Annotated in this window: 10 protein-coding genes; 6 read left to right on the top strand and 4 right to left on the bottom strand. The window is 44.4% G+C overall.

What is annotated here, in order from left to right; translation table 11 throughout:
* Positions 1-69 precede the first annotated feature (69 nt).
* A complete protein-coding gene (locus C7460_RS16745; RefSeq protein ID WP_115869280.1) occupies positions 70-2793 on the top strand; it encodes an outer membrane beta-barrel protein in 2724 nt (907 codons plus the stop codon).
* 69 nt (positions 2794-2862) lie between these two features.
* On the opposite strand, the gene C7460_RS16740 is transcribed toward C7460_RS16745, so the two are convergent.
* Together C7460_RS16740 and C7460_RS16735 are read right to left on the bottom strand one after the other, a co-directional pair.
* The gene (locus C7460_RS16740) at positions 2863-3462 is read right to left on the bottom strand and encodes a porin family protein (protein WP_170148057.1); all 600 of its coding nucleotides are present in this window, start codon (positions 3460-3462) and stop codon (positions 2863-2865) included.
* Between the two features lie 143 nt (positions 3463-3605).
* Positions 3606-5558 (bottom strand): PAS domain S-box protein, encoded by a 1953-nt coding sequence (locus tag C7460_RS16735; RefSeq protein ID WP_115869278.1) that lies wholly within the window; start codon positions 5556-5558, stop codon positions 3606-3608.
* A gap of 456 nt (positions 5559-6014) precedes the next feature.
* Here C7460_RS16735 and C7460_RS16725 point away from each other — a divergent pair, with 456 nt between their 5' ends.
* The 5 genes from C7460_RS16725 to C7460_RS16705 all read left to right on the top strand — a co-directional run bounded on the left by C7460_RS16725 (position 6015) and on the right by C7460_RS16705 (position 10735).
* Positions 6015-6905, top strand: coding sequence for an ROK family protein (locus tag C7460_RS16725; RefSeq protein WP_115869276.1), 891 nt, complete (start codon positions 6015-6017; stop codon positions 6903-6905).
* A gap of 84 nt (positions 6906-6989) precedes the next feature.
* A complete protein-coding gene (locus C7460_RS16720) occupies positions 6990-7406 on the top strand; it encodes a response regulator (RefSeq protein ID WP_115869275.1) in 417 nt (138 codons plus the stop codon).
* A 3-nt stretch (positions 7407-7409) separates the two neighbouring features.
* Positions 7410-8105: an FkbM family methyltransferase gene (locus tag C7460_RS16715; protein WP_115869274.1), complete on the top strand. Its 696-nt coding sequence runs from the start codon at positions 7410-7412 to the stop codon at positions 8103-8105.
* A gap of 136 nt (positions 8106-8241) precedes the next feature.
* Complete coding sequence (locus C7460_RS16710; protein WP_115869273.1) at positions 8242-9021, top strand: DUF3050 domain-containing protein; 780 nt, start codon at positions 8242-8244, stop codon at positions 9019-9021.
* A 100-nt stretch (positions 9022-9121) separates the two neighbouring features.
* Positions 9122-10735, top strand: coding sequence for a SulP family inorganic anion transporter (locus C7460_RS16705; RefSeq protein WP_115869272.1), 1614 nt, complete (start codon positions 9122-9124; stop codon positions 10733-10735).
* 94 nt (positions 10736-10829) lie between these two features.
* On the opposite strand, the gene C7460_RS16700 is transcribed toward C7460_RS16705, so the two are convergent.
* The gene (locus C7460_RS16700) at positions 10830-12128 is read right to left on the bottom strand and encodes an amidohydrolase family protein (RefSeq protein ID WP_115869271.1); all 1299 of its coding nucleotides are present in this window, start codon (positions 12126-12128) and stop codon (positions 10830-10832) included.
* A gap of 11 nt (positions 12129-12139) precedes the next feature.
* Positions 12140-15142 carry an amidohydrolase family protein gene (locus C7460_RS16695; RefSeq protein WP_115869270.1) on the bottom strand — a complete coding sequence of 1001 codons (3003 nt, stop codon included), beginning with the start codon at positions 15140-15142 and terminating at the stop codon, positions 12140-12142.
* Between the last annotated feature and the right edge of the window lie 60 nt (positions 15143-15202).

The following is a 15202-nucleotide window of genomic DNA, read 5'->3' as shown; positions in this document are numbered from 1 at the left end:
TGTCTTTATTTCCCGAAAATGAGCATTCGTAAACCACCAAATTAACGAATCAAATAAAAGGAAAACGCAATGAAGTACATTTTGGCAACCCTGACCTGCCTGTCTTGCATCACATCACTTTTTGCTCAAGAGTATTCCATATCTGGAGTCGTAAAAAGCGAATCAGACAACTCCACATTTCCCGGAGCATCGGTGGTGCTCCTTAGTCCTAAAGACTCTACCACAGTAAAAGGAACCGTTACCGACCTGGATGGGAAATTTAAAATTTCTGATATCCAGAAAGGAGAATACATCTTACAGGCCAATTTTGTTGGGTTTCATGCCTATAAACAACAAATAGCCATCACTAAGGATACCAACCTGGGTGATATATTGCTGGTAGAAAACACCAAAGTACTGGATGCCGTTCAAATATCCGCACCAGCAGTGGCAGCCATGCAGAAAGGTGACACGTCGGAGTTTAGTGCCAAAGCCTACAAAACGGCTCCAGATGCATCAAGTCAGGAGCTCATAGAAAAGCTACCGGGAATCGCTACAGAGGATGGCAAACTACAAGCCAACGGAGAAGATATACAGGTCATCCTTGTGGATGGAAAACCCTTCTTTGGGGGAGATGTAAAAACGGCTCTTCAAAACCTCCCCGCGGATGTAGTGGCTAGTGTACAAATTTTCGATAAAAAAAGTGATAAGGCGGCATTAAGTGGGTTTGATGATGGCAACCAACAAAAAACCATCAACATCATTACCAAACCAAGCCGTAGAGTTGGTCAATTTGGAAAATCCAACGCAGGAGTTGGCACCAACGGCACCTACCGCGCTGGAGCCAGCGTCAATTTTTTTAACAACGACCGACGCGTAACTGTAACAGGCCTTAGCAACAACATCAACACTACGAGATATACAGCAGACCCCACGAATATAGGTGACGGACTGGATCAAAACGGACTCATCAAAACAAACAACATAGGCATCAACTTTGGTGACGATATCGGGGACAAATTAGAAGTGAACGCGAGCTATCAGTTTTCACATCAAAATCGTGAAGAAAACCAACAAAAGCTTCGAGACTACACCATCACTTCTGATTCTGGGCAGATTTATGATGAGAATAGCTATTACAACAGAACAGCGTGGGAACACAGGTTCAGGGGGAAAATAGAATACAAACATGACGAGCAGACCACCTTCCTCATGCGTCCGGTGATCTCTCTAAAGCATCAAAACCGCATCAACAATTTTGATGGAAAAACAACCAGCAATGGTGCTCCTATTAATGAAACTGAGAATACGGCAATCGGTAATTTTCAGGATTACGACTACAACAACAGTCTCTTCTTTAGCAAAAAATTTGATAAACAAGGAAGGACACTTACCACGCACCTACATACCGGATGGCATACCAATGAAGACTTTTCTGGCAGACAGGCTGAAAACATCTATTATGCCGAAGAAGACAGTGTAGACCTCCTCAACCAGGAAACCACGCGAGATCGTAGTGCGCTATCCTGGCGTGTACAGACGTCATATACAGAACCCGTAGGGAAACACGGCATGATGGAGCTGGAGTACCAGATAGGTGACAAAATCAACGACTCAAACAAACTCACCTATGAGCTGGCTACTGAGGAGCAAAAGGTATTGGACACTGCATTGAGCAACACTTTTCAGAGCCAATACATGCAACAGCAAATAGAAGTTGGCTATCAGTTTAACAAAAACAAACTAAGACTACAGGTAGAAGGTGAATACCAAATGACCGATATGCGCAACGACCAGGTATTTCCTGAGAAGTTTCACCAAAGCAGGGTATTTATCAGCTTGTTGCCATCTGCGAGAGTTGACTACCAGTTCAATGACAATCAGCGTGTTCAGTTCAATTACAACACCTGGACTCAGGAGCCATCTATTGGCCAATTGCAAAGTGTAATTGACAACTCTAATCCGCTTCATATACAAACAGGAAACCCGGACCTGGACCAGTCCTTCCATCATTGGGCACGCACACGCTTCTGGTCAAACGATATGGAAACTGGCAAAAGCATGTATGCTTCAGTTTCCACCAGTTTTGCTACCAACCTGATCAGAAGTGCCACCATGATAGCTACCGAAAAAACAGAAGTAGCTGACGGTGTGGAAATAGATAATGGAACACGATTTACCCGGCCTATCAATGTGGACGGGTATTATAAAATTCACAGCTATTTCAGCTATGGAGAACCTGTGGAGCTATTGCAATCAAATTTTCGTGTGAACGGTGGATATACTTTTATGCAAAACCCTGGGGTAGTAAACGAACAAATCAGCAATACCATCTCCAGCAACTATCGACTTGGGTTCTCAATCAATAGCAACATTAGTGAGCGGCTAGACTTTAACCTATCTACACGCTCAAACTTCAGGAGAGTGGAAAACTCTCTTAGACCAAGTATAGATAATCGGTTTTTCTATCAAACCACTCGCTTTAAATATCGCTGGGTCTTTGGGGATGGGTTTGTGTACAGAGCAGACTTGAAACACCAGTTAAACACAGGTCTTGCAGAAGGATATGACAACACCTCTTTCTTACTAAACATGAGTGCTGGCAAGAAATTCCTTAAAGATGACAAAGCCGAGATCAGCATCAATGTCTACGACTTATTTGCGCAAAACAACAACGTGAGTAGACAGTTTTCGGAGCTTTATGTGGAAGACAGAGAGTCCACTGTATTGGAGCGGTATTTCATGCTGACCTTTACATATAATATCCGCCATTTTAGTGCTGGGACCACTGAGGAAGATTTCAAAGACATCTAGAAATAAAAAAACCGCCACAAATCAAGGTTTGTGGCGGCATCATATATCCTGATTTCGTATTTATCTAATCTACTTCCCTACTTTGAAGAGTCTAAATCCTAAAGAGACCTGAAATGTGCGATTCTTGGCTTCTTCATCACCGCTATTTACATCAGTAAGTCCAAGAATGTATCGTGCAGAAAAGTTGAGCCCGAAAGGTGCATCCCATCCTGCTCCAAAAGCAGCGCTGATGTCGGAATTTTTATAGCTGTCCTTGCTGATAGCTACCGTATTTCCATTGGCATCCTGCGTCTTTCCATCTACAGATAGCAGCATACCAAACTGAGGTCCTACTTGTAAATTAAGGCCTGCAACAGCGTACAGTTTTAACATAACAGGAATGTCTAAATACACATACTCCTGCTTAAAATCCTGTGACACGGAATTAAAATCCACCTCGGTACCACGCGTGGAGTACAGCAATTCAGGCTGGATCCCTACGTTAGCCACTTTGATCAACGAATACGCACCAGCGTGATAGCCCGTAGCATTTTCATAATTGGCGACAGCATCCTCAGTATTTACTTTGGCCAGGTTTAGCCCTCCTTTTAATCCGAATTCAACTTTAGCCTGAGAAAAAGCAAAAACAGAAAGCAACAAAGCTGTAGCGAGTAATAATCCTTTTTTCATATGCATTGGTTGTTAATTTAAAAACACACAGATGTTTCCCTGTGATTCTATTTAGATTTTCTACCAAGTAAACGAATATCTACAAGTTTTGTGATAGGATATGCAAAATTTACTTGAATGCTCACGTACCTTCATGACCGACCTTAAATGAGAGGCCGTGCTTCATTGGGTGATGATGGCTGATGTAGCGTAGAATATACGGCAGGCTCTAAAATGGGTACATGAAAGCTAACTTCCAAACCACCACTATCTGGCTGATTATACTCTAATCTACCTCCTATTTTACTGATTCTGCTTTTGATATTGTACCACCCTATACCTTCTCGCGGCTCGTTTTTGAGGCCAACTCCATTGTCACGAACTGTAACAAATATCTGATCTCCAATTTGCTCTACGCTAATAACTGCGAACGTAGCAGAAGCATGTTTGATTATATTGGTCGTGAGCTCTTGAACGGCCCGGTATATATTGATTTTTACAGCTTTAGAAATCAGGTCATCGTCACATTCCAGGTGTACCTCCATTCGCAAGTCTACAGCAGACAGGCTTTTGAGCTGATGCTCCAGGCGATTTAATAAGTCGACAAGCGTCATTTCGTTCATATCTGCCGACAACAGGTTATGAGAAAGCCCGCGCGTGTCGTTTGTCACTTTCTTGATGGTAGCTATCAATTGCGCAATGCGCTCCATTAAGTCTGGCGGTGAGTTCAAAACATTGACCAGACTCTCCGCCTGAATACCACAAGCTACAAGCTCCTGCACTATGCCGTCATGCAACTCACGAGCTATCCTGTTTTTCTCGCGTTCCTGAGCCTGTAGTGAACTTTCCAGTATGCGTTCCTGAAAATTCTTTTTCTCAGAGATGTCCTCTACTATGGCTATGTATGAAGATGGAAGCTCGGGCTGCTTCCACATGGGAGATACGGTAACATTCGCCCACACCTGAGTACCATTCTTACGAATAAACCGTTTTTCAAGTGAAAACTCCAGTATGTCTCCATTTCGCAGATCCATTAGGTTGTTGATACTCTCTTCCAGATCGTCCCTATGGGTAATTTGAGAAAAAGACAATGACATCATCTCCTCCTCATTATAGCCGAGCATTTCACAAAAGCGCTGATTCACAGCCAGGTAATGGCCGGTCATCACATTGACATGGGCCACACCTATGGCAGCCTGCTCAAAAATAGATCTGAATTTTCGCTCACTCTTGATGAGCTCTTCGGAGTGCTCCACCAATTGCCTTTCGAGCTCACGTGGCCTTTTTAATAATTCATTGATGAAAAAACCGCCAACAATAGCCAAACACATACTAAGAATACCCATTGGGATAACAAAAACCCAACCTGTAAACCCTCCTACAGGATCCACATATAAGACCCAGCCTCCCTGACTAATTACTACCTTTTCGCTGGCTGAGTTGGGATACCCTTCTTTTCTAGGTAAAAAAAACTCTTCTTCGCCGGTATTGGGATTAATCTTTGCAAACTGCACATGATACTTACCACCGGTTACCTGATCTATACCTGAGTTGTTTAGAAATTTCTCCAAACTGATGATCACGGCCGAGAAGCCCCAAAAATTATTATCTATAAAAATAGGAAGCCGTCCTACTATGGCCTGCCCCCCTTGCTTTAGCTCAAATGGCCCAGCATAGTACATGTGCTTTCGCTCGATCGCCTTTAGGGCTTCTTTATTTCGATTGGGATCCTGGAGAATATCGTAGCCCATGGCACTTTCATTGCCAGTCATAGGGTAGATATGCGTAATTACTCCATTGGCTTGAAGTTCTAAAACATCGTAGTAGCTAGCAGCTGTCATGAGACTTTTGGCTACCGAATCGAAGTTGGTAGCCACACCATTGTCATCCACAGTATAGGCCAGTAGCAATGCAGCAGAATTACAGTAGCTTAAGGCATGCTCCACTTGCTCTTCCAAACGCTGAAGTGTGCGCACAGTCTCACGCTCATGCTCCTTCCACCCTATCTTGTAACTCAGATAGGTGGCATAGGCACCCATCAGCAACAATAACATGGCTGATACCACCGCTACTGTAGCTGGCTTTTTCGTTTTCTTCAACTTCTCCAATCTGCTCATTTCCGCTAATGCTCTTATACCCAAGAGCACCTACAATTTACATGCTGATGAATCAAAATGACAACATTGTTCGTCAAGACACCCACTTTACCCTACCAGTAGAAAGTTTTTCCGTTTGGGTAAACCCAAATACCACAAATAAATTACCCCGAACAAGGATGTTCGGGGCGAGTCTGCCTTCAAGTCTTTTTCCTAACCTAACCAATCAAGAAGGCAAACAACTTCACTATGAAAAAACCTACTTCAAAGATGGGCTAAATCACGCGTTCACCCGTAACAAGTAGGGTGACCTGGTAGAATTTAATGGTCAAATGGTGTTATAGACTATCAGTAAATTCACATAAGCAGCAATTAGACCATTATTTAGAAAATATATTTACCAGAAACATGATTTGCTGTAAATAACTTCTTTCAATTTTTGGTATAATTTCGCCGATAGAAATCAACAGAATAGCCATGTATTGGGGAGTAGACCTGGGAGGAACAAAAATCGAATGTGCAGTACTGGATGAACAACATCAGGTATTGGCTCGGAAACGTGTGCCCACTGAAGCAGCAAAGGGCATGCAACATATCATTTCTCAAATAGGACTGGCCATAGACCTGTGTCGCACTGAAACAGGATCAAGCCCCAAGCAATTAGGAATTGGCACTCCGGGCTCTGTAGACCCTCAAACTGGTCTACTAAAAAACAGCAACACGCAAGCTATCAACAATCAACCGTTTTACTCAGAACTTCAAAAGGCGCTGAGCATACCCGTAAAAATAGCCAATGATGCCAACTGCTTTGCACTTGCAGAAGCGCAAATGGGTGCAGTAAAGGATCAATACCCTGATGCCAGTGTGGTGTTTGGGGTGATTATGGGCACAGGCACGGGTGGAGGCATCGTTATCGATGGGAAAGTACTAAACGGACGACACGGTATCGGTGGCGAATGGGGCCATGCTCACCTGGATGCTAGTGGGGGTAAATGCTACTGTGGTGACACGGGCTGTACTGAAAGAATACTGGCAGGACCATCTCTAGAACGATTCTACGAAGAACAGTCAGGAGTAAAGCGATCACTGAAAGACATCTATGCTGCCTACAACGCCGGCACTGATGAAGTGGCCAACCAAACCATGGAGCGACTTATCCACTTTTTTGGTTTAGGACTGAGCAATATTATCAATGTATTAGATCCGGATGTGATCGTGCTGGGAGGTGGAGTAAGCAACCTGGATATCCTCTATACCCTGGGAGTGGAATCTGTAAAAAAACACGTGTTTAATCCATCGTTTCATACGCCTATTATCAAGCCCAAACTAGGGGATAGCGCAGGTGTATTTGGCGCTGCCTTACTTTAAAATATCTTCACAATTTTTCACCCCTGATTTTACAAACCGACATTTCTTACCTAAGTTTAATCGTAATCCATCACTCCTAACTACATGACAACAAAACTCAAAAGTATTCTCCTGATCGATGATGACAAAGCCACCAACTTCATCCACGAGATTCTCATCAATAAAATGGAATGCACTGAAAAGATCGTTGTAAAAAACAATGGACTGGAAGCTCTGGAGTATCTAGAATCACGAGAGTCTATTGGCGACCCGCAGCCTGATCTCATTTTTTTGGACATCAACATGCCAAAAATGAATGGGTGGGAGTTTTTAGAGGAATATGAAAAATTAGAAAACAGACAAAAAGGTCGAGTCATACTCATGATGCTCACCACCTCCCCTAACCCCGCGGACATGGACAGAGCTCGCGACTTAAAAGCCGTAAATGGCTTCAAAAACAAACCACTAACAAAAGAAATGCTAACAGCTATTTTAGAAGAGCACTTTGCTAATCAGATGTAAAGCATGAACTGGTGGCTATGGGTCAGAATGAAGGTACGGCTAAATCGCTACCAAAGAAAAACAGAACGTGATACGTTTGAATACATCCGATCTCTCGACCTGAAAAACACAACCGTATTAGATATTGGGGCCAACAAAGGCATCTATTCACTTTTCTTTGCCCAACAAATGTTACATACAGGAGCTATTTGGGCTTTTGAACCACAACCAGAGCTAAAAGACCACCTGCACCGTATCTCACAGGTCTTTTCACTCTCTTCACTCCGCATTTTTGATTATGGGCTATCTAACCAGCATACTACAGCCTGGCTCTACAGAAAAGCTACCGGCCATGGTGGTGCTAGTCTGGAAGTGACCAACCAGCCTGAAAAAGTAAAGGTCCGACTCAAGCGCCTGGATGATGTAGTAAAGGATCACCCTCCAAAACACCCTGTTTCGCTGATCAAATGCGACATAGAAAACCACGAATTACAGTGTTTGAAAGGAGCAACATCCACCCTAAAAAGATACCACCCAACATTGATCATTGAGTGCCACGACCAACTCGCCCGATCAGGAGAATTGTTTGAATTTTTAAAATCACAGGGATATCAAGGCACATTTTTCCATCGGGGTACGCGCCTCCCCCTCAGCCACTGGGCACAATATCCGTATAGGAAAGCCGATACACATCGCAATTATATTTTCGAATACCATTAAAAATCAAAAACATTCTGGCTCCACAGATATTTGCTTGTTTGAAAAAATTCCTTTTGGATTAAATCCGCTTCAATGGAATGGTTCGTATTAGTTTTGAAAAATTTTATCAAAAGCTAAAGACAAGTTTATCACTGAAATGAATTACGCAGAAAACCTGGAAAAAGCACTTGTTCCACACCGGAATGCACTTAAAAGTCACGTTCTATACAAAAGCCTGCACAGCTTATCAGACATTCGAACGATCATGGAGCAGCATGTATTTGCCGTTTGGGATTTTATGTCTTTGCTCAAAGCGCTACAACGGCAGCTCACATGTACTGATGTGCCCTGGGTACCTACCAAAAATCCAGAACTGGCTCGTTTTATCAATGAGATCGTGCTAGGTGAAGAGAGTGATGTAAATGCCCAGGGAGTACCTCGTAGCCATTTTGAAATGTACCTGGACGCCATGCAGGAAATAGGAGCCGACACCTCTCAAATTCTTGACTTTTTATCGAGCATTCGCAATGGTAGGAATGTATCCGAAGCTCTCGCATCCCAGCATTTACCCTATGCTACTCAATCATTCGTAAACTATACCTTCGAAATTATAGCCACGGGTGCTCCACACCAAATAGCTTCGGCCTTCACGTTCGGACGTGAAGACCTGATTCCTGACATGTTCATTGAGATTTTGCAAGCTTCCGAAAAGCGTGACAACACTTCCTACCAGCAACTGCGCTACTACCTGGAGCGGCACATCGAACTAGACGGAGACCACCACGGACCACTAGCTCTACAAATGGTCACAGAGCTTTGTGAAAACGACCCGGTAAAGTGGGAAGAAGCTACTCTCGTGGCAGAAAAAGCACTAACCATGCGGCTGGCCTTATGGGATAGCATAGCTGAAAGCATGGCTCAACCCACAGCAGTCTAAGCCTTCACATATTGTCAAATTATTAGCATTTTGATGCTTTGAGTGTTTTGGTTCAAATAAAAGGCTAAATTTGCGGCCTTTTTGATACTAAAACAGCACAATGAAGAGACTCTTTCACAACTTCACCAGCAACCCAAAAAATGACATCCTCTCAGGACTCACCGTAGCTCTGGCCTTGGTACCTGAGGCTGTTGCATTTGCCTTTGTGGCCGGGATAGATCCTTTGGTTGGGCTCTATGGAGCTTTTATGATGGGGTTGATCACCTCCCTGTTTGGTGGTAGGCCAGGAATGATTTCAGGGGCTACGGGTGCGATGGCTGTCGTAATGGTCCATATGATCCAGCAGGGCAACCTCGTAGGAGACAGTCTACCTCAACCCATCGAAAACCTGGGACTTCAATGGCTGTTTATCACATTGCTCATAGTAGGTGCCATTCAAATTTCCGCTGGCGTCCTCAAGCTTGGAAAATTTGTACGCCTTATCCCGCATCCTGTGATGATGGGATTTGTAAATGGCTTAGCTATTGTGATCTTTCTTTCACAGCTGGGGATGTTTACTGAAACTGTAGACGGACAAAAACAATGGCTTCAAGGCCAGGAGCTATTCATAATGCTTGGGCTGGTAGGGCTGACCATGGCCATTATGTTTTTTCTACCTAAAATCACGACCAAAATTCCAGCTGCTCTTACAGGTATAATAGTAGTAGCTGCTATCACCATCTTCGGTGGTCTGGATGTGAGTACTGTAGGGTCATTTATAAAAGACGGAGGCGGCTCAGGCCTTGAAGGCTCACTGCCTTCTTTCCAGTTTCAAATTTTCACTTTGTTCGATACGCTACAGGGGCACTGGGGACTGATCATATCCACTGCGGTATTGCTAGCAGCCGTAGGGCTCATAGAGTCGTTAATGACACTCAACTTGATCGATGAAATGACTGAGACCAGAGGAAGTGGCAACAGAGAGTGTGTAGCTCAAGGTGGTGCCAACCTGATCAATGGCTTGTTTGGTGGCATGGGTGGCTGTGCCATGATTGGCCAGTCCATAATCAACGTCAACTCTGGTGGCCGTGGCAGGCTATCGGGTACTGTAGCAGCTGTAGCTCTTCTCTGCTTCATCCTATTTGGAGCTTCGCTTATCGAACAAATCCCTATTGCAGCACTTGTAGGTGTGATGTTTATGGTGGTGATAGGCACGTTTGCCTGGAGTAGTTTCCGCATTATCAATAAAATTCCTAAATCCGACGCATTTGTACTGGTAGCAGTTTCGGCCATTACTGTATGGCAAGATCTTGCCATAGCGGTTATCGCGGGTGTGATTATTTCTGCCCTGGTTTTTGCATGGAAGAATGCCACCATGATTCGTGCTCGCAAGCGCTTCAATGAAGACGGCACAAAGGTCTATGAAATTTGGGGTCCATTGTTTTTCGGTTCGGTACAGGCATTCAACTCAAAGTTTGATCCGAGAGAAGATCCACAAAAAGTAGAGATAGATTTCATAGAGTCAAGAGTCAGCGACCACTCTGGCATTGAGGCACTGAGCAACCTGGTGAAGAAATATCTGGACCAGGGCAAAGAAGTACAACTCACACATCTGAGTCCAGAATGCCAGGACTTGTTGGTAAAATCAGACCCTGACTTCCAAAACATCATAAAAAAATCGATAGATGATCCAAGGTACTACGTGGTAACTGATCTGGTAGACCGGGAAGTTTAATACGCGGACATCATCCGCTAGAAACGATGGTATATAAATTAAAAAGGCCGCCCAGCACAAGTGCTGGGCGGCCTTTTTGTATCATCAAAACAAATTAATCTTCATACTTTGCCTTAAACTTCTCATAGAGTCGCTGCTGGAGCGCTTCGAGCTCCACCTCCCTGCCCTGGATAAAAGAATAGGCAATTTGATTGCTACCCATATCCAATAGATCCCCATCGCTCACTACGATGTTGGCGTCTTTTCCTTCTTCCAGCGTACCTGTACGATCGTCTATGCCCAATATTTTGGCTGTATTAGAGGTAATCAGCTTGAGTGCCTCCTCTTTGTCCAGCCCATGAGCTGCCACCGTCCCTGCAAAAAACGGCAAGTTGCGCGAATTGGCCAGCATACCTGAACTATACGTTAGTCCCACCAAAATTCCCTCTTCGTGAAGTAAACGAGGCAGCTTATAGGGCAAATCAATGTCTTCTTCTGGACGATTGGGTACGCGGTGTACATTTTCGAGCAGTACCGGCACATTATGCGCTTTCAGCAAGTCCTTCACATACCATACGTCTTCAGCTCCTGTGAGCACGAGCTTTGGTATTTCCAGTCGCTTCAATGTCTGTATGGCCTCCAAGATTTGTTTGGGCCTGTTGGCAAAAAGATACAGCTGCTTTTCACCTGTAAGTACGGGCACCATGGCTTCCAGTTTAAGGTTTTTAGCAGGGGTAGGTGACTCCATATAGGCTTTGGTGTCTTCGATAAACTTCACCAGCTCTTCTACCTGCTCATCGTATTTTTTATTCTCGCGCCTTTTGGTTTCGCCTAACCACCAGCGAGGACCAAACGATCGGTTGGGCCAGTTCATATGCACACCATCATCTTCTTTGTACAGGGCGTCTTCCCAGTTCCAGGCATCGAGTTGCATCACACTACTTGTCCCTTCTATACGTCCACCACGTGGTGCGATTTGCGCTATCTGTATACCAGTAAATTTCATCGTGGGGATCAATTCCGAGTCGGTATTGTATGCAATAGCCGTGCGAACATGTGGTTTAAAACTCCCTGTCTCGGAGTAATCTAGCGTAGCACGAACCGCGGCTATTTCCTCCAGACCCAAATTCGTCATGGCATTGATCAGACCAGGGTAAATGTGCTTACCTTCAGCATCTATCTGACGATATTCCGTGAGGTCCACACGTACATTGGCTGCAGGTGCCACTGTTTCTATTTTTCCTTCTCTGAAGGTAATGATCGAGTTTTCGATTACCTCGCCATTGCCCAAATGTGCCGTGCCGTTCATCAGGGCGATAGGTTCGCTCTGTGCTGGGGCAGGTGCTGGCACCTGCGCATATACAGCCACTGCACAAACCATCAGGATTATGTAGCTATAAAATAGTTTTTTCATCTTTCTGTGTGTTAGTGGATTTGGCTGTGAATAATGTCTTCACATTCGAAATAATGCTTTTCTTTTTTCTTCGGCTTTTGTGTCTTGGCACCACCGTTTTTGGCTGCTATCATTTTAGCAATGAGTCGTGCACGCTCCGCAGCAATCTCTTTGCGCAGTTCTGCATCACGCTCACGGCTAAACATCACTTTACCGTCTACGAGTGTCATCTCAGCCTGGGCATAAATAGATAGCGGGTGGTTGTCCCAAAGTACCACATCCGCATCCTTCCCTACTTTGATGCTACCCATTTGATCGTCTAGATGCAAAAGCTTCGCAGGGTTGAGTGTCACCAGTTTTAGTGCTTCTACTTCACTCATCCCACCATATTTTATCGATTTGGCAGCTTCTTGATTAAGTCTTCGGGCCATTTCCCCATCATCGGAGTTAATAGCCGAAACCACTCCTGCCATGGACATGAGCGAGGCATTGTACGGGATGGCATCTTTCACTTCAAACTTGTAAGCCCACCAATCTGCAAATGTGGATCCTCCGGCTCCATGAGCAGCCATCTTGTCTGCCACCTTGTAGCCTTCCAGTATATGAGTGAAGGTATTTACCCGAAAATCAAACTTTTCGGCCACTTTCATGAGCATATTGATCTCCGACTGTACATAGGAGTGACAGGTAATGAACCGCTCCTTATTGATGATTTCCAGTAAGGTTTCCATTTGAAGGTCGGTACGTGGAGCCGCCGTTTTGGCTTGTACCTTCTTACTCAGTGCAGCATAGCGCGCCTTTGCTTCCCCGTATTCTTTTGCGCGAGTAAAACCGTCCATATAAACTTGCTCTACACCCATCCGTGTTTGAGGAAATCTGGTACGATAGTCGCTACCCCAGTTGGACTGCTTCACATTCTCTCCTAGGGCAAATTTGATAAATCCATCAGCTCCTGCTATTTTCAATTTTTCAGGACTAGCACCCCACCGGAATTTGACCAGTGCAGACTGTCCCCCTACAGGGTTAGCCGATCCATGAAGGAGCTGAGCCGCAGTAACTCCCCCCGCCAGCTGACGGTACATGTCTATATCTTCTGAATCTACCGCATCATACATACGTACCTCCGCGGTGATGGCATGGCTCCCTTCATTTACAGACGACAATGCGATGTGAGAGTGTTCATCGATAATACCTGGCGTCAAGTGCATTCCAGATGCATCTATCACTTTAGCACCGTTGGTCTCTAGATCTGTCCCTACAGCAGCTATTTTCCCATTTTCGATGAGCACATCCGCATTTTCTAGTTTTCCGTCATCTTCCAATGTCCACACTGTAGCATTTTTAAAGAGTATGTTTTCCTGCTGTGGGGCAGTTTTCCAGCCATAAGCCACAAAAGGATAAATAACATCTCCCAATTCAGGCTTCTCTTCTTCATCTTCTTTAGCTTCCTCAGACTCTTTTTCATCCAGATCTCCCACCCGCTCAGCTTTCCAGCTAATCCAGGTATCGGAAGGCGTACTTCCATTTCCAGAAAAACCTGCATCCGTAACCCATCCACTCAACCGTGTCTCAGATTCATCATCTTCCTGCTTATAGGTAAACGACACCTGCGTATCTGTAAACTTGGATTTTACTTTCACGGATGTGGAATCATTGATTACCAGCTTTGCTGACTGGCTTCCCGGTTTTCCTGACACTTCCATCACCCACGACTGTGCTCCTACATTGAGCTCATATTTGCCCGCATAATCCGGAAGTTGCGGTTTTTTGTATTCGTGTTGTACACCTTGCACCCAGGTTTGCTCTATGCTGGCGTCCTCTTCGAAAATGGATTTATCTGCCACAAAGAAATTAGCCAACTTACCTGATTTCAAACTACCCACCTGATTGTCCACTCTGAGCATACTGGCAGGTGTTTGAGTCATTGCCTTCAATGCATCAGTTTCTGAAAGGCCATAGGAGACAGCTTTACGCACATTCTTCCAAAATGTCGAACGATCTTTTAAGCCATCCATTGTAAGTGCAAATTCCACACCCGCTTTAGCCAGAAAAGATGGGTTTGCCGGAGCTAACTCCCAGTGTTTCATATCGGCTAGTGACACATCCAGTGCATCCAATGGATCTGAAACGTCATAAGCTGCAGGGAAATTTAACGGCAAAATCAACCTTGCATTTGTCTTCTTGATTTCATTTAGTCGTTGATATTCGTCACCATTTCCTTTGATGATATACTGAACACCAAACTCATCCCCTACTTTGTCTGCAAGTAAAACTCTGAGTTTTCCACCATTCGCCTCAAAAACCTGCGGTAAGTCTTGAGCATCATTAAAACTTTGCAGGCTTAGGTTTACCTGCTCAGACTGATTCTGATACCATTTGGCATCATAGTAGGTCTGTCGTAAAAGAGCCACTTTTCCCATAATAGAATTGGGATATTCTTGTTGGCTAGTTCCAGTTTGGAAAGAGAAATGTACAGCACCCTTTTCTTTCACAACTACTTCCTGTGCTGGCAAACCTGCAAGCGTAGCCACTACTGAGGTTCCTCTCATGAGTCCGTTTGCACGGAAAGCGTTTACGGTCCCAACTCCCAACTTTCGAAGCTCATCGGCACTATCATCATTAGGAGCAAACTCACTCACCGCATGGTAAGTACTCTGAATGGCATCATTCCAGCCATAAGGCCCTTTACGTTCACTTTCATATTGCGGACCATTTCCGTTTTTCTTTTTGCTAGCTGCCGGCACGCCATAGTTGGTGTATGGCTCCACGATGGCCGGGTAGATATATTTTCCAGACAAATCCACAATGGTATAGCCTGAAGGCACGGAAATATCCGTCCCTACACGTTCCACTTTACCATCTGTGATGAGCAAAGTGGCATTTTCAAGAGTTGTTTGATAGTCCACAAAAATTGTGGCATTGGTGAGTGCGAACCTTCCAGGCCGCTCATCTTTCACTCCATTTACAGGAAAAGTCTCCTGAGCATAGGAAAAATGAGCTACCACCATCAGCATCGCTAGTAGTAGTTTATTCATATTAAGTAGTAGTTTGTTTTTAGACTATTCTAATTATCTGACATAGGTAAAAATAAAGCT

Source organism: Marinoscillum furvescens DSM 4134, assembly GCF_003386095.1.
In the GTDB taxonomy this organism is placed as follows: domain Bacteria; phylum Bacteroidota; class Bacteroidia; order Cytophagales; family Cyclobacteriaceae; genus Marinoscillum; species Marinoscillum furvescens.
This window is presented reverse-complemented; position numbering and strand designations above follow the sequence as displayed.

Coding starts and splice junctions, on each gene's coding strand:
- C7460_RS16710 (WP_115869273.1), top strand. CDS start 8,242: ATGAATTACGCAGAAAACCTGGAAAAAGCACTTGTTCCACACCGGAAT.
- C7460_RS16735 (WP_115869278.1), bottom strand. CDS start 5,558: ATGAGCAGATTGGAGAAGTTGAAGAAAACGAAAAAGCCAGCTACAGTA.
- C7460_RS16715 (WP_115869274.1), top strand. CDS start 7,410: ATGAACTGGTGGCTATGGGTCAGAATGAAGGTACGGCTAAATCGCTAC.
- C7460_RS16705 (WP_115869272.1), top strand. CDS start 9,122: ATGAAGAGACTCTTTCACAACTTCACCAGCAACCCAAAAAATGACATC.
- C7460_RS16700 (WP_115869271.1), bottom strand. CDS start 12,128: ATGAAAAAACTATTTTATAGCTACATAATCCTGATGGTTTGTGCAGTG.
- C7460_RS16740 (WP_170148057.1), bottom strand. CDS start 3,462: ATGAAAAAAGGATTATTACTCGCTACAGCTTTGTTGCTTTCTGTTTTT.
- C7460_RS16695 (WP_115869270.1), bottom strand. CDS start 15,142: ATGAATAAACTACTACTAGCGATGCTGATGGTGGTAGCTCATTTTTCC.
- C7460_RS16720 (WP_115869275.1), top strand. CDS start 6,990: ATGACAACAAAACTCAAAAGTATTCTCCTGATCGATGATGACAAAGCC.
- C7460_RS16725 (WP_115869276.1), top strand. CDS start 6,015: ATGTATTGGGGAGTAGACCTGGGAGGAACAAAAATCGAATGTGCAGTA.
- C7460_RS16745 (WP_115869280.1), top strand. CDS start 70: ATGAAGTACATTTTGGCAACCCTGACCTGCCTGTCTTGCATCACATCA.